Here is a 17338-nt window from a genome sequence, read left to right on the forward strand (position 1 = left end):
ACCTTAGCGAGTCACTGCTGTAAAAACAAGCCGTTAACTTCACATATCGCGCTTTTGTTTGGCTTTTTAGAGGCTTAGAAACAACCAAGCCGCATCGAAATGCGGCTTTGGCTTTGATAACGACATAAATAACATCACAAACTAATCATAATGATTATGCTGCAACCACATGCCGCTGTGCGCGAAGTGGGTGTAAACGATTATGCATTACTTTAATAGTTTCGAACTGCACCATAGTTTTAGCACCGGATAACACACATTCAGGTGATAGCAACATCACTAACGCCGATTGTAAGGTGTTTTCGACGACTAACACTAATGCACGTTGTTTTTGGCATTTAAGCTCAAAGACTTTACCGACATCACTGTAAACGCATACATCGCTGGTATCAAAAAACCAAGATTTAGGCATTTGGGGAGTCAGCATAAAATGGGCCGCTGTCGCATTAAGGGCAATTTGCACTATTGCGGCATCGGTTAGAGATAAGTTTTTTGGCAACTTGTCGAGTAAGCTCATATAGAATTTGGCGTGCGCGATATTAAATTCCATGCTTGATAAGGCATCAGGAATTAATGATTTCGCTTTATAAGCCGTCAGAAATTCTATCTCGGAACCTAACGAAACGCCTAATACACCATACGAATCGTTATATTTCCAGTGCCAATCCTTTTGTGGCAATAATAACATAACGTTTACCTACTATTTGAACACTGCCACATCATAGTAGATATTTTATGCAATATCAAAATAAAAATAATAAAATACAAATTAATTAACAATTACTTAGAAGATCTATTTAGAGATCATAACCGCGATCTGATGATCGTTTTAGATCGCGGTTATGATAAAAGATCTTGTTTTAGATCCTTAGTGAGATTTAAAGATCATTATTTTAAGCGATAAGCTTCAACTATCTCTTTAATTAACTTTGGACCTTGATAAATAAAACCAGAGTAAATCTGAACCATTGTCGCACCGGCATCAAATTTTGCTAAGGCATCTTCAGCACTATTAATCCCGCCCACACCAATAATTGGGAGTTTTCCCTGTAAAGAAGTCGCCAATTGTTTAATCACTTTTGTTGACAGTTCTGTTAAAGGTTTACCGCTTAAACCACCGCTTTCATTAGCATTGGTAAGCCCGCTAACACCGTCACGAGTTAAGGTTGTATTGGTCGCAATTGCACCGTCAAACTGATTTTTAATTAATGCTTGAGCAATATTTTCAATTTCTTCTGTGGTTAAATCGGGAGCAATTTTAAGGGCTATTGGTACATATTTTTTATGCTTCTCTGCTAGCTCAAGTTGCTTGGTTTTTAATGCGCTTAATAATTCATCTAATAGATCGCCATATTGTAACGATCGTAATCCTGGCGTATTGGGTGATGAAATATTCACCGCAATATAGGCGGCATAAGGATAAACTTTATCCATGCAGATCAAATAATCGTCTTTCCCCTGCTCTACTGGCGTGTCTTTATTTTTACCTATATTGACCCCAACCATGATATCGGTTTTCTTTGCGATCAAATTTTTGACCAGATTATCGACACCTTTGTTATTAAAGCCCATGCGATTGATAATCGCCTTGGCGGGTTTTAATCTAAATAAACGGGGTAAATCATTACCGGGTTGTGGTCTTGGAGTAACAGTTCCCACTTCCACATGACCAAATCCCATCGCATGAAAAGCATCGATCGACTCACCATCTTTATCCATACCTGCGGCTAAACCCACAGGATTTGGAAACGTCAGCCCCATAAAACTCACTGGCGCAGGAGCAATATGCTGAGCATAAAAAGCATTCAGAGGGCTATTACCTGTCAGTCTCAGGCTACCAATGGCTAAATTATGCGCTCGCTCAGGATCCATCTGAAACATGACTTTCTGTGCGATTTTATAAAACATGTACTTTCCTCGACCTAAAAAAAGCCCCGGCGATCGCCAGGGCTTCTGATTGTTATAAAAGTTTACTTTTGCCCTTCGCAGTGAAGGATCAGAAGGTTAAGTTCACGTAGGGCGACAGAGAACTTAGCAAACTCATGGCTTTGCGACGTTTTAAAGTCAGCTAGCATATGGAACCATCTTTCCAGTAAGGCTTGATTAGTATCAATCCACTGGGAAATCACGCTCTGTGCGTTACAGGTTGCACTGCACGTTCTTAAAACCACTGACGTCAACGCACGTTGCTGCCAATCCAGCTCTTCCCTAAAGGCTGCACGGGCCAGTGCTTGCCAATGGTTAGTAACTGGTTGCGCACTGATCTGTTCTAGGAACCAGTGCAGCTCAACACGGGCACCGAGTTTGAAATAAGTCTCGGCAACAAGCGCAACTGTCTTCTCTTCTGTCTGCGCAATTTGCGCAATATCAAGTGTAGAGAACAGTGTGCTCATATTAGCAACGGTAGAGGCAACATCCTGAGGCACATTCTCTTTAATCAGAGCATTGATCTCAGCTTGGATACCTGCCGCTTCTTCTTCGACTAAGTATGAATGAACATTCGCTTTGAGTTGTTCAAATACAGGTTTGAAGAAAGCAACAGTTTGCTCAATGCTCCAACTACGGTTACGGTGACGCAGGAACCAGCGGCATGCACGACGCATATTACGACGTAACTGGTGCAACATTTCACCTTGAACCACAGCAGGTACAATACCGTTTAAGTCAGTGATTGATTTAGTTAGTTCAGCTAAACCAAAGACTTCGCGAGCCATAGTGTAACAAATCGCCGCATCGGCAACTGAGGCACCTGTCTCATCTTGCATACGTTGAACAAAGTTAAGCCCCATGTCGTTGACCAACTCGTTGGCCAGCGATGTAGCAATGATTTCACCGCGCAATGGGTGCGTAACCATTTTATGACTGTACAGTTCCTGAAGTTTTTTCGGGAAGTATGCAATCAACAATTGGCTCAACAATGTATCTTCAGTGATTTCAGGGGTGAGTAACTGCTCTTTCAGTACCATCTTAGCGTAAGCCACCAGCACTGATAGCTCTGGACGCGTTAATGCACGGCCATTAGCTAGACGTTCTGCGAGTTCTTCTTCCGAAGGTAAGAATTCTAACGCACGGTCTAACTTGCCTTCTTTCTCCAGATACTGGATAAAGCGAATTTGCTCTTTTAGTTGTTCTGCACCACGGACTTGAGTCACCGAAATCGTGCGAGTTTGGTCTTTACAGTCTTGTAGAACAATTTGACCCACTTCTTCGGTCATCTCTTCCAGTAAACGGTTACGTTGCTTGAGTGTCAATTCACCCTCTGCCACTAACGCGTTTAACAGAATCTTGATGTTTACTTCGTTGTCAGAACAATCTACACCACCTACGTTATCCACGAAGTCAGTGTTGATACGACCGCCGTTGGCCGCGTACTCAATACGACCTAATTGGGTACAACCTAAGTTACCACCCTCGCCCACGATCTTGGCGCGCAGTTCACGACCATTGACGCGCAGTGCATCGTTAGCGCGGTCGCCGACTTCAGCATTGGTTTCGCGGGAAGACTTAACGTAAGTACCGATGCCACCGTTCCAAATCAGATCGACTGGCATTTTCAGCAGCTCTTTCATCAACTCGGTTGGTGTCATCGACGCCTTTTCAGTTTCCAGCATTTGTTTCATTTCAGCAGATAATGGAATCGACTTAGATGAACGCAGGAAGATGCCGCCGCCTTTAGAGATCAGTTTGCTGTTGTAGTCTTCCCAGCTTGAACGTGGCAGTGCGAACAAACGGGCACGCTCTTCATAACTGGCAGCAGCATCCGGATTTGGATCGATAAAGATATGCATATGGTTGAATGCGGCCACAAGTTTTGTGTGCTTAGACAACAACATACCGTTACCAAATACGTCACCCGCCATATCGCCGATACCTAAACAGGTAAAGTCGGTAGTTTGGCAATCGATACCCACTTCGCGGAAATGGCGCTTAACAGATTCCCAGCCACCTTTAGCCGTGATACCCATTTTCTTATGGTCGTAACCGTTACTACCACCCGATGCGAACGCATCACCTAACCAGAAATTGTATTCTTGGGAAATGGCGTTAGCGATATCTGAGAAGGTCGCAGTGCCTTTATCCGCAGCCACAACGAGGTATGGATCATCCTCATCATGACGCACCACATCTACTGGATGTACGATTTCACCGTTAACGATGTTGTCAGTAATATCGAGCAGTGCACGAATAAAGATGCGGTAGCACTCTTGGCCTTCAGTGAAGAACGCCTCACGGCCCCCTTCAGTTGGCAGCTGCTTACAAACGAAACCACCTTTTGCCCCTACAGGGACAATAACGGTGTTTTTCACTTGCTGTGCTTTCACTAAGCCAAGCACTTCGGTACGGAAGTCTTCACGACGGTCAGACCAACGCAAACCACCACGAGCCACTTTACCACCACGTAAATGCACACCTTCAACCCGTGGCGAATAAACGAAAATTTCGAATTTCGGTAGTGGGCGTGGCATTTCAGGGATCATCGAAGGCATAAACTTGAAGGAGATATAGCTCTTCGGTTCACCCTTAGCATCTAATTGATAGAAGTTTGTCCGCAGCGTAGCGTTAATCAGATCGAGGTAACGACGGATAATACGGTCATCATCTAAGCTTGATACTTCGTCTAAACGTAGGTTGATCTGCTCCATAAACTTGCCCAATGTGCGGGTTTTCAGTTTTGGATTGAACTTACGGATAAACATTTTTACCAACAAATCAGCGATTTGTGGATAACGACCGAAGGTTTCTTCAATATAGGCTTGGCTGAATGTCGCATCGATTTGACGCATGTATTTAGCGTAAGCACGCAGTACGGATACTTCACGGCCCGTTAAACCTGACGCCAGAATGATACGGTTAAAACCGTCATCTTCTAATTTCTTTTGCCACACTTGAGACAGTGCCGTTTGGAATCTGTCTTGGCTATCGGCGATATTGTCAGTATTGGCGACTTTGACCGTCATTAAGAAGTCTAAGATCCAGAAGGTTGAACCGTCTGAGGTCGTCACTTCATAAGGGCGCTCGTTGATCACGCGCAGACCAAAGTTTTCCAGCATTGGCAGTACGTCAGAAAGATGGATTGGTTCATCTTTATGGAACAGTTTTAAACGCACTTTGTTGTCGTTCAGCGCAGCTTCCTGCGGTTGATAGAACAACATGCCTAATTTGTGTTCGTCATCTAGCGCTTCAAGCTGTTGCATATCCACAACGGCCGAGCTTGGCAATACATCTTCTTTATAGCTTTGTTCGAAGGCGTTAGCGTAACGCTTCATCAGATGAGTACCGGCTTCTTCACCTAAGGCGTTATTTAGCGCAGTATTTAACTTATCTTCCCAAGAACGTGCCGCTTCAATTAAATTGTTCTCTATGGCAGCCACATCTACATCCATATTATTGTTATCAACTTTGACAATGTAGTGAGTACGGGCCAGGGTTGACTCGGAGAAATATGTCGTAAACTCTACATCTTCTTTGCTGTTGAAATGCTGGGCCAGAATACGCTGGGTATCTTGGCGAAGTTTAGTGTTGTAACGATCTTTAGAAACATACACTAAACAGGATAAGAAACGCCCGAAACCATCTTTACGAACAAAGAGTTTCAGTTTATCCCTGTCTTGCATCTCGAGCACACCGTGCGCTGTGTGTGCTAAATCTTCCACATTGGCTTGAATTAGCTCATCGCGCGGTAAGTTTTCGAGAATGTTCAGTAGGGCTTTGTAATCGTGAGAACGTGGCGTTAAACCTGAGCGATCTAATACACGTTGAACTTTTTCGTTCAGCAGCGGGATCTCACGTGGGCTGCGGTTATACACGTTTGAAGCGTATAAACCGATGAATCTGTCTTCACCAACCACATTGCCTTTTTTGTCGAAGCGTTTGATACCGATATAGTCAACATAGGCTGGACGGTGCACACGGCTCTTGGCGCTGCTCTTAGTCAGGATCAACAAACTGTGATCTAAGGCTTCTTTACGCGCACTATCAGAGAAGCTTGATAGCAACAAACCTTGCTCTGGTTGAGCCTTATGGTGTTTGTTCATTAAGCCTAAACTCGAGGCCATATTCGGCACCAACTCAACATCCCCTTCAACACGTTTTAAATCGTATTGACGGTAGCCCAGTAAGGTAAAATGATGATTATTAAGATAAGTTAGGAAGTTAATCGCTTCTTCTAACTCTTGCTTCTCACCGGGGAATGGACGCTTAGGCAGGTCTTTAATAGTCTCACTCAGCTTGGCTGACATGGCTTCCCAGTCATTAACTGATGCGGCGACATCGCCAAGCACTGATTGGATTTCACGCTCAAGGGCTTTGATATCCGCGCTACTGTTTTGACGATCGATTTCAATCAGGAAAACCGCGACCTGCTCAGTGCTGTCAGGGCTTTGCTTCAAGTAAGTTACTTTAGTGACTTCTTGCGCTGAACGCTCAATCGCCAGCGGAGTGTGTAACATCATATGGGCCGTAATACCCATGCGATTCAATGCCATACCAACAGAATCAACCAAGAATGGCATATCAGGTTGGATGACTTCAATGATCGAATGGGTCGATTGCCAGCCGTGTTTAGACTGACTTGGGTTGAATACTCTGAGGTGAGTTTCCCCTTTCGGGGTTTTATTCAGTGCATTCCATAAACTGAGAACGGCACCGTACAGATCGCTGTCATTACGCGCATTGAGGTCGTCTTTCGACATGTGGGCATAAAGGCAGGTCGCGAACTGTTCAACTTGCTTGGCTTGTGAATTAGGGACTTTAGCGTGAATTAAACTGACTACATTTTCAAGTAGTACTGAAGGCATTGCATCTTTCAAGGCCATGTTGCTGTTTCCTTAAGCGTCTATGGCAGCGCTTTTTTTCATTATTTGGATGCTTCGGCTTAACAATCTGAGAAAAGCGAGTGTGATCTAGATCGTCGCGCGAAGTTTATTACTAAATCCTCTGTATTTCGAGGAAAATTTTAGTGGTACATCCTCTTGAAATCCAGTTGCCACGCGATTAAAGCACACAAAATGACCAAACAATCGTAAAAACAGACTATCTATGCAAAAGAAAATGGGGAGTTAAACTCCCCATTCATTGATACTACTTAGCTTGTCGCCAAAACACTGCCGACAACGCTGGCAAGATAATTATTGCCCCCAACATATTTACCACAAACATGAAAGTAAGCAGGATCCCCATATCCATTTGGAACTTTAGCGCCGAGAAAAACCAAGTGCTTACCCCAATCGCCAAGGTTAAGCCGGTGAATATCACTGCACTGCCCCGCTCGACTAAGGCTTCATAGTAGGCTTGTTGAACTGGCATCCCATTCGACAACTTGGACGACATGGTCGACAGGATATAGATACCATAGTCGACCCCGATGCCTACACCAAGGGCGATAACGGGTAAGGTACTAACAGCTAAGCCAATATTGAGCTGAGTCATCAACGCTTGCGCCAGTGTTGAGACCACATAAAGTGGAATAATCACCGCTACCGTTGCCTTAAATGACTTAAAGCTGATAAGGCAAAGTACAAATACTGCGCCATACACATAGATCATCATAGGTAATTGGGCTTCAGCAACGGCTTCATTGGTTGCGGCCATCACTCCCACTGGGCCAGAGGCTAGCTTAAATTGCAGCTTATCATTATTCATTTTGGCCGCGACCGCTTTCACCTTGGCAACCACAGTTTCAATGGTTTCCGCTTTATGATCCTGCATAAATAAATACACTGGCATCACCGAGCAATCACCATTTAACAAGCCTGACGTCGTAGGAATTTGACCAATCGCCTGCACTAAACTCGCCGTTGTACGCGGCAACACTTCCCATCTTGGATTGCCTTCGTTAAAACCTGCGTTTACCTTTTTCGCCACGGATGCCAAGCTAACGGTTGACTCAACGCCAGGAGTATTACGTACCAACCACTCAAACTCATCAATCTGGGTCAATACATCGTGATAGGTACAAGCTTCTGGAGTAGCTTCAACTATCACAGTCATTACATCCGTGGTGATAGAGAAGTGGTCGGTAATAAAGAAAGTATCAAGGTTATAACGTGAATCTTGGTGCAGAGCAGGCGCGCCGCCTTGTAGATCACCAATTTTCATCTGGTTTGCCTGCTGCAGCCCCAAAAAATACAAGGCAATCGTCGCCACTATCACTACCATCGCATATCTAGGCGTAGCAAATTTTGCTAGGTAGCGCCAAATCGTCTCGGCACGCACTTCATCCGATGATGGCGCAGCACCTTGTGGCGCAACTTTGAGCTCAGTAAAGGAAATCACCAGCGGTAACAGGATAAGGTTAGTGAAAATAATCACACCGACACCTAAGGATGCCGAAATCGCTAGCTCTCTAATAATACCAATATCAATAGAGAGTAACGTAATAAAACCCACTGTATCAGATAGTAATGCTACGCCACCGGGGACGAGTAAGCTACGAAACGCCGAAGCCGAGGCCGCCTTGGTCGTTTGCCCATCCATCACCCGACGTCTTACCGCGTTAATAATCTGCACACCGTGACTAACACCAATCGCAAACACCAGAAATGGCACCAGAATCGACATCGGATCGAGACCGAAACCAATTACCGTTAATAAACCGAGCTGCCAGATCACTGCAGTTAAGCTACAGACGAGAGGGAATATTGTCAGAATAATCGATTTAGAAAACAGATAAACCATTACAGCCGTAACGAAAATGGCTATCACAAAAAACAGCAATACGCCTTTGGCGCCATCGGCCACGTCACCCGCCATCTTGGCAAAACCAATGATATGGATTTTCACCTTGTCGGTTTCATACTTACCGCGAAGCTCCTTCTCCAACTGAGCGGCAAAGGCGATGGTATCTAAGGGTTTACCCGTTTGTGGATCAAAGTCCATCAACTGGGCCGACACCATAGCAGCACTGTAATCATTGGCAATCAAACGTCCTACAATGCCTGCTTTTTCGATGTTATCGCGCACCGTATTCAAACCCGCTTCAGTGGTCGTAAAATCAGCGGGGATCACAGGGCCGCCAGCAAAACCATCTTCGACAACCTCAGTAAAACGAGTCGAAGGTGAAAACAAGGACTTCACCTGCGATCGGTCAACACCGGGAATAAAAAATAGCTGATCGTGAACGTTTTTAAGGGTATCAAAAAAGTTAGGGTTAAAAATATTGCCGCTGGTGTCTTCCACCGCCACCATAATGCTATTGGCGCCACCAAAATCTTTTTGGTGTTTGAGGTAGGTTTGCATATAGCTATGATTGAGCGGAATATTTTTAATGAATGCCGCATCCATTTTTAATTGGCTTGCCTGGTAGCCCAAAAAAAACGTCAGCAAAATAAAAATGCTCACCACCCAAGCACGATTGCGGAATAAAAATGACTCAAATCCGTTGACCAGTTTTTCTAACATCTTATCGGCCCTGTTATTGTTGTTTTATAATTTATGGCTTCAGAGTGAGTAGCCCTTGGCTACCCGATAACCACACATTCCCTTGGTTATCTTTGGCAATTGAAACTAAGTTTTCCCCTTGGCGACGAGTGACAATACTCGAACTATCATCCTTATTTAACTGGATAACAACGCCAGCATTTCCCACTAGATAAAGGCTAGTGTCCGAGCTAACCATGGCGCCGTTGATGGATGATTTAACTGGCATCTCAATCTCATCCCATTGGCCAAGACTCAAATCCGCCTTAAAAACATGCCCCCTAAGCCCCATTACGTATACTGAATCCTGCAATTGGATAGCATTGAACATAGAGCCATCGTAATCAAACCCTGTGCGGGTAAAGGTTTGGCCTTTATCAGCCGACACCGCCACTAAACCAAGCTCTCCGACTAATAATAAGCGGCCATCATTAAGCTCAATCATCCGATTAAAATGTGGCAATAATGAGGCGCGCTCGGTCAGATAAGCGTCTTGGTCGCTATTTTTTAACTCAGCTAAATAGGACACATCTTCTTCGGCCAGTAACTCTTCATGGAATTCCTCAGCCCAATTTGCGCCACCATCACGGGTGCGATAGAAAAGCCCGTAAGCACCAATCGCTATGCCCTCTTGTTCATTTAAAAACAACACATCAAGGAAAGGCTTTTCAATTTCAGTCGACTGCATTTGTAACGACCAAGTTTGGCCGCCATCTTGAGTGTGCAAAATGGTGGCATCGTGACCAACAGCCCAACCGAGTTTTTCAGTTAAAAAGAAAACCTTTGTTAACTGGACTGAAGTTGGCGTCGGAACTTGTTGCCATTTGTCATTTAACACTAACACATGACCACGCTCACCAACGGCAACCAAATGCTGCCCAGCGTGTGCAATATCGAGCACTAAAGAAGATGCGGCCAACGGCTGGATTTGTTGAAAACGCTCTGGCACAGCAGAAAACAACGGGGAAGAAAATAAACAACCAACACTTATCGCAGCGACACATTGAAGGATGCGAAACGACATACAAACTTCCTTAAACTAATGAGGGGCGCTTAGCGCCCCTTTTATCGTGGCTGATTAACGAATACCTTCGCGACGCAGCGCATCTGGGGTGAAGTTCGCTTCACTCAGTTTGGCATCGAAATTATACATACCGCTCTGGTTGTCTAAGCCCATAGCTAAGTAACGACGGGACTGCAAATCATGGAACACTTCTAAGGTATCCCACTGGGTAGGCACTTCGTAATAGTTCAAACCATGGGCAACAGCCACACGATAAAGTTCATTACGGTTGTCATACAGATCGGCAATCGATACCTGCCAAGAGTCTTCATCAAGATACATCACGCGGGTTTTATAGATATGGCGCATACCGTCTTTCAGTGTCGCCTTAACTTCCCACACGCGGTGTTTTTCCCAACGGACGAACTCAGGATTGATATGACCGGGTTTTAAAATCTGATCATATTTCAGCTTATCTGAATGCAATTTGTAGTCGTTGTAAGGAATATAGATTTCTTTCTTGCCCACAAGCTCCCAGTTGTAGCGCACGGGTGAGCCGTTGAACATGTCGAAATCGTCAGTGGTGCGCAGACCATCGGATACGGTACCCGGAGTATCAAACGCAACGTTGGGTGCCTTACGCACGCGGCGCTGACCTGTGTTATAGGTCCATGCCTGGCGCGGTAAAGCTTCTTGATCCATGGTTTCTTTAACTAGCAGCGCAGTACCCGCTAAACGTGCAGGTTGAGTCACTACTTGTTTAAAATAAAACAAGGTGTTGCTCGCTTTTAACTGATCTAAAGTAATCTCAGGACGAGAATACTCGAAACGGATTTCCTCGGCAGTTTCCACTAAGGTGAAACTACCATCAGCTGTCGGTGCCGCTTGGCTACGTGAGGTTTCAACATCCACACCACGGAAGCGTAGAATATGGTTCCAAATCGCTTCTAAACCGTTAGCCGGAATAGGGAATGGAATACCAATCGATGCACCCGAAATACCATTACCTTGCGCCACCAATTCGGCACGGGTCGCATTGGCTTTGGTCGCATCGTAGACAAATTGCGGTACGGAAGCACTACGACGAGTCTTGTACACATTCATCTTGTAAGTATCAGGATAAAGCTCAAATAATTTCATCTGACCTGGGGTCAAAAAATCTTTATATTGCACTTTGTTTGCATTGGTAATGGTAAATTCAATCTTATCTTCAGGAAAAGGATCAGGATGATGCATCCCCTTAGTGTAACCCGCTACTGGCTTAGTAATACCACCATCCCATGCGGGGATAGAACCATCAGCATTTCCAGCCTTTTCAGCACCTAATGGGGTTAATTCGTTACCCAGTTTTGCGGCTTCGACTTCGGATACTTTAGCCATCGCTGCTGGTGCTACAAGTGCCATAATGACCGCACTTGCCAATATCGACAGTTTCTTCATTGTTATAGTCCTTTAGATCGAATACTTGATATTGAATGAAATATAATCACGATCTGCCATCGCGTTGGTTGTACCTACACCACCAAAGAAGTTGTTGTAGGACAGATCGGCCCCCCAACGGTTTTGGTATTCAAAGTTCAGACCCAAAGCGACTGACTTGCGTCCCTCTGTGAAGAGGAACATAGGATCTGGTGTAATACCATCAACATCGTGCGAGAAAATCATCCGTGGAGACATGTTCACACCCGCAAACAAGTTGTTGAACTCAGCTTTAGCTACAAGGCGATATCCCCATGCGAAATCGGTTGGGAATGGGTTAGTTTCAGGGCCGTTATGCAACGCTTGAATAATGCCTGGCATATCAGGATTACCGCCAGAACGCGCCGTTCCCGGACCATTTAAGCGCAATTCATCAAACCCAGGCATATCATGGATCCACACCCCGCCAACTTCAGCTAACATCGTCAGGTTATCTAGGCCCAATGTAGGACCAAATAGGTGAGTGAAAGTGACTTGCGCCTGAGTCGTATCTAAGCGGATAAAGCCGTCAACGGTATCACCAGGCTTTACTCCATCAATTTGTGAAATACCGTCGAAATCGGGGCGAATACCGGCATTTGCTAACTGCTGAGGCATACCTGCGAACAGCAGTTCTACGTCATCAATTTGCAGCGGTTCATCTTGACGGTGGGCAATTTCAGCACCAACTGAAGTATCGCCTAGTGAAGTGTTAAAACTGAAGCCATAAAGCTTGATGTCTTCAGGGTACACAATTTGCGCTTTAGAGAAACTCTTTAAGCTGAGCAGTAATTCGCGGTTGATATCACCCGCATTTTGCCCCAGAACCGCTAAGTCAGATAGCAGTGCACCGGTGCTAAAATCGGCGGCTGTACCGCTGATCAGCGGACGGCGGCTATGGTAGTTCATAAAATAGAAACCAAACTCGGTATCGCCCAATTCAGGCGCGTAATACCCCAATTTGACACCATATTGGCCATCATTACTTGGCTCTTGTTCATCTTGCACTAAAGTGACTTTAGTAGGATAAGCTAATGCCATCGCGACGAGCTGTTGCGTTGGAATTGTCTGACCACTGGCAATCATCCCTGCTAGACGTTGATATTCCTGCATCACAAAGTCTAAGTTGATATCAGGGTTGGCGTTAAAACCTAACTGTGCGTTTTGATTGTAGCCACCAAAGCCAGCAAAATCGTTAGTCGCAAAAATTGAACCGGGTGTTGGCACCCAAATAGGTTCCCAATCATATTGATAGAAAGCTTCTACCGATAAGTTTTCTGTGATCCCAAGAGAAGCCCACACCATGCCCTGAGGTCTAAAGGCTTCTTTCAGTTCTGCACCGGGAGCATTAAGGATGTTCAAATCAACAGGGTTAATCTCACCAATACCATGGGCGATAAGAGTACTTTCCCCCCAAGAAACCACTTGGTTACCTAAACGGATAGAGAGTGGGTTGGCACCGTCATTTAAATCAAAATTCGCATAAACAAAGGCATCTAACAGACGGATGTCCTTACATTGCACTTCTGAAGCACGATTATCCTCACAAGGATCGAATTCTTTGCCTGTTATCGGATCATTGAAGTCATAGTTACCATCGTTTAATTTACGATCGTAAAAATACATGCCACGAGCAAACAGACCATAATTCTCATACTTCAGGGACAGCTCATGTAATCCTTTAACGATCTCAGAAGTAGTATCACCTTGAGAATAAAGCAAATTACTTAAATCGTTATTGCTTGAATAGGAACCTGGCTGTGCCCAAATCTCAGCAGATGTGTATTTAGTATTGCCAAACGCAGTATAATTCGACCAATCAAATTGTGGCTGGTTAACTTTACCAATTTGTCCATCCCAATCGCGCTCACCGACACGCCAACTGGCACCCGCAGTCCACGTTGAGTCAAACGTGCCTTGTACCTCCCCCCAATCGAACGCAACCGCATTAACATTCGATATCATCAACAAACTCAATGCCGACGCCACCCCCAAAGCAAGCGCCGACTTGTTAAAACTTTTTTTAACAATTTTCATTTTAGCTCTCCGTACCCTGCTGGATTCTTTGTTTTAGGAATTACAACCAACATCTTGTTAGCTCACAGGTAACATCATTGTTACAGCAATTAATCCCTATGAGCAAGGCACAGTTAGAGAAAATTTTCTAAAGAATTAAGCACGTAGACACATTTATGTCATCGAGTACAAAGATGGGATTTAAATTAGTAAAGCAGAAGATTGGAATGCTGAGGCAAAACAAGATAAAAAATCATAAATTTCATTAACATAATCACAAAGAAATTGTCATGTTTTATTAATTGTAATTAGTCGACCGTTTAAAGTAATTACTCTAAGATAAAATCAACAATTTGTTTCTACAACCGCTCCAATGACACAAATTGACCTTTATCGTCGAGCACGAGTTTAAACTGCCCATGAATACCATTTTCAGTTAAAAAACGCCTAAAATGTCGCCCGCTAATCCAAAGGATCCGCCCTTGACGTTCACGCACTTCAACTTTATCGGCCAGCCCTTGATAGTAAGGTAAAAAATCTTGATAGCTAAGGGTTAACTTAAAATACAATTCCATATTGATAAGGGCAGCAAAATGCTGCCCTCCTCCTCTAATTAACCTGAACTCGGGGTAACGAGTGTCGAAAAACCTAAATTTAATAAACTAAATCAATGCTATAAATGATTATTTTGAAACGAAAAATCTATTATCTGGCTGAATGCGCAGATTTGTGCGCATATCAAGGCGCTCTGTCGTATGCCATAGCGAGCGATGGTGAGACAGAGCAACGCAGAGAGGCTCGAAAAGAGCCTATTCAGCGGCTCTGCTTATCTCGAGCTCAGGTTAATGACGGCTTCGCTAACGCTTTGGAGACTTTTTCGAATAAATCCTTAGAGAGTCCAGGTAAGTCTAATAAACGCGTTAAACAGGCCTTAATCTTACGCTGACGTGTTTCATCGAATTTACTGAATTGGATCAGCGGTGTCACCATTCTGGCGGCAACTTGTGGGTTAAGCTGATTTAAGTTGATAAGGCACTCAGTTAAAAACTCATAACCTTTGCCATCGGCGCGGTGGAATTGATAAATATTTCCAGCGGCAAAACTACCAATAAGCGAACGTACCCGATTGGGATTACTCATACTAAAACTCGCGTGTTGTTGTAATTGACGTAATTTATCAATCACATCATCGCTATCATGAGTCGCCTGTAACATAAACCATTTATCCATCACTAGCGGGGTATCACGCCAGCGCGTCTCAAACTGAGCCATTAACTGGTCACGGCAAGTTAAAGAGCCAACATTGGCTGCCGTTAATGCGCCGAGCGAATCCGTCATATTACAAGCCTTAGCAAACTGCTCTACCACAAAGGTTTCGGCATCATTGCTAACTCGGCTAAGCCAATTTAGACATTGGTTTTTAAGGGCGCGGGCTTTAGTGTAATCCAAATTAACTAATGAGCGATAAAGTGCCGTTAATTCATCTTCGCAGTAAGCAGCAAGCTCGGTGAGCACAAATTCACGCGCGAGCGCTAACGCATCAAGGTCAACAGTATCAGTTTGCTCAATCAAAGCGGAAGCCGATGGAATCGCTAAAATCTCAGCCATTAATGCCTGATCGAGTTTCTCATCGAGTAAAGCCCCTTTAAAACTATCCTTCACTCTTTCATCTAAGGTCATCGTCTGATGTTGCTGTAAATGTTCAACATTTTTCCAAATTGCTTGGCTAACGAGAGTAACAGATGCCTCCCAACGCGCCACTTCACTCGAAGCAAAACGCATCAAATTAACAAGTTGGTCAACTTCGAAGGGATAGTGCAATTTAACTGGCGCAGAGAAATCTTGCAGCAATGACGCCACAGGTTTATGGCCGAGTCCTTCAAAAGTAAATACTTGTTCGGCGTCAGTAAAACTGAGCACTTGGTTGACCAGTGATAGTCCCTTATCATCCAACAGCTCCAGACTAAAAGGAATATGTAGCGGCGAGGTGCAGCCTGTAAGAGTCTGTTTAAGTGTTAACTGATAACGCCCTGATGCAGCATCGAAACTGTCGCTTGCGGTTACTACCGGCGTACCTGCTTGGCTATACCAGAGGCGGAATTGGGTTAAATCGATACCACTGGCATCTTCCATCGCCGCAACAAAATCATCGCAGGTCACAGCTTGACCATCGTGGCGTTTAAAGTATAACTTCATCCCCGCTTGGAAACGGGCTTCACCAAGCAAAGTGTGCATCATGCGAATAACTTCGGCGCCCTTGTTATACACTGTCACCGTATAAAAGTTATTCATCTCAATCACGGACTCTGGACGAATTGGATGTGCCATTGGGCCTGAGTCTTCAGCGAACTGCTGGTTTTTGATGACTTTAATGGCGTGAATTCGATTTACAGCGCGCGAACCTAAATCCGAACTAAACTCTTGGTCGCGAAAAACTGTTAAGCCTTCTTTGAGACTTAATTGGAACCAATCACGGCAAGTGACACGGTTGCCCGTCCAGTTATGGAAATATTCATGGCCGACAACGGATTCAATACCATGGTAATCCTCATCAGTCGCAGTCAAAGTATCGGCGAGGACATATTTGGTATTAAAGATATTTAAGCCTTTATTTTCCATCGCCCCCATATTGAAAAAGTCGACGGCAACGATCATGTAGATATCTAAATCGTATTCAAGGTCAAAACGGGACTCATCCCAAGCCATAGACTTTTTAAGGGATGCCATAGCATGGTGCGCCTTATGCAAATTCCCTTTATCAACAAAAACCTGTAGCACCACTTTGCGCTGACTGCGGGTAATAAACTCATCCTGTAACAGATCAAAATCACCTGCCACGAGGGCAAAAAGATAGGCCGGCTTGGGGAAAGGGTCCTGCCAACGTACATAATGGCGTCCGCCATCGAGCTCACCTTTGTCAATCAAATTGCCGTTACTGAGCAGGAACGGGAACGCCAGCTTGTCGGCTTCAATACGTACAGTATATTTAGCCAATACGTCAGGACGGTCGAGGAAGTAAGTGATACGTCTAAAGCCTTCAGCTTCACACTGGGTGCAATAGGCACCGTCAGACATATAAAGCCCTTCGAGGCTTGAGTTGGCTTCAGGATCCAGTTGGGTGATGATGGTCAACTCAAACTCATTTAGGGTCGTTTCGATTGTCAACTGCCCTTCACCAACTTGATACGCTACCTGTTGACCATCAATCGCCACGCTGACTAAGGTTAATCCTTCACCATCAAGCACTAAAGGATTAGCGTGGGAAGAGCTACGTTTAACCTTGCTAATAGCCTTAACAACGGTATTTTTACCGTTAAGATTAACATCTAAGTCGATGGATTCAATCGTGAACTGGGGAGCTTGGTAGTCTTTAAGGTATTTTGCTTGAACTTGTGTCATTTCGTTCCCTTTAACACTGATTTAAATAAGAAAAACGCGCCATAA

Annotated in this window: 9 protein-coding genes; all 9 read right to left on the minus strand. The window is 44.5% G+C overall.

Annotation, left to right across the window (positions count from 1 at the left end):
- Positions 1-154: 154 nt before the first annotated feature.
- The 9 genes from KXJ80_RS14505 to pepN all read right to left on the minus strand — a co-directional run bounded on the left by KXJ80_RS14505 (position 155) and on the right by pepN (position 17293).
- On the minus strand, positions 155-688 hold the full coding sequence (locus KXJ80_RS14505; RefSeq protein ID WP_037419319.1) for a cell division protein ZapC: 534 nt from the start codon (positions 686-688) through the stop codon (positions 155-157).
- Positions 689-888: 200 nt separating this feature from the next.
- Positions 889-1908 carry a quinone-dependent dihydroorotate dehydrogenase gene (gene pyrD / locus KXJ80_RS14510; protein WP_037419316.1) on the minus strand — a complete coding sequence of 340 codons (1020 nt, stop codon included), beginning with the start codon at positions 1906-1908 and terminating at the stop codon, positions 889-891.
- Positions 1909-1970: 62 nt separating this feature from the next.
- Positions 1971-6815 (minus strand): NAD-glutamate dehydrogenase, encoded by a 4845-nt coding sequence (locus tag KXJ80_RS14515; protein WP_037419313.1) that lies wholly within the window; start codon positions 6813-6815, stop codon positions 1971-1973.
- 265 nt (positions 6816-7080) lie between these two features.
- A complete protein-coding gene (locus KXJ80_RS14520; RefSeq protein WP_218738719.1) occupies positions 7081-9399 on the minus strand; it encodes an efflux RND transporter permease subunit in 2319 nt (772 codons plus the stop codon).
- A gap of 31 nt (positions 9400-9430) precedes the next feature.
- Positions 9431-10441 (minus strand): WD40/YVTN/BNR-like repeat-containing protein, encoded by a 1011-nt coding sequence (locus tag KXJ80_RS14525; RefSeq protein ID WP_218738720.1) that lies wholly within the window; start codon positions 10439-10441, stop codon positions 9431-9433.
- A 54-nt stretch (positions 10442-10495) separates the two neighbouring features.
- A complete protein-coding gene (locus KXJ80_RS14530; RefSeq protein WP_218738721.1) occupies positions 10496-11860 on the minus strand; it encodes a DUF1329 domain-containing protein in 1365 nt (454 codons plus the stop codon).
- A 12-nt stretch (positions 11861-11872) separates the two neighbouring features.
- On the minus strand, positions 11873-13915 hold the full coding sequence (locus KXJ80_RS14535) for a DUF1302 domain-containing protein (RefSeq protein ID WP_037426466.1): 2043 nt from the start codon (positions 13913-13915) through the stop codon (positions 11873-11875).
- Between the two features lie 338 nt (positions 13916-14253).
- Complete coding sequence (locus KXJ80_RS14540) at positions 14254-14469, minus strand: DUF2835 domain-containing protein (protein WP_037419300.1); 216 nt, start codon at positions 14467-14469, stop codon at positions 14254-14256.
- A 262-nt stretch (positions 14470-14731) separates the two neighbouring features.
- Positions 14732-17293 (minus strand): aminopeptidase N, encoded by a 2562-nt coding sequence (gene pepN / locus KXJ80_RS14545; RefSeq protein WP_218738722.1) that lies wholly within the window; start codon positions 17291-17293, stop codon positions 14732-14734.
- Between the last annotated feature and the right edge of the window lie 45 nt (positions 17294-17338).

It is taken from the genome of Shewanella xiamenensis, assembly GCF_024971755.1.
In the GTDB taxonomy this organism is placed as follows: domain Bacteria; phylum Pseudomonadota; class Gammaproteobacteria; order Enterobacterales; family Shewanellaceae; genus Shewanella; species Shewanella xiamenensis.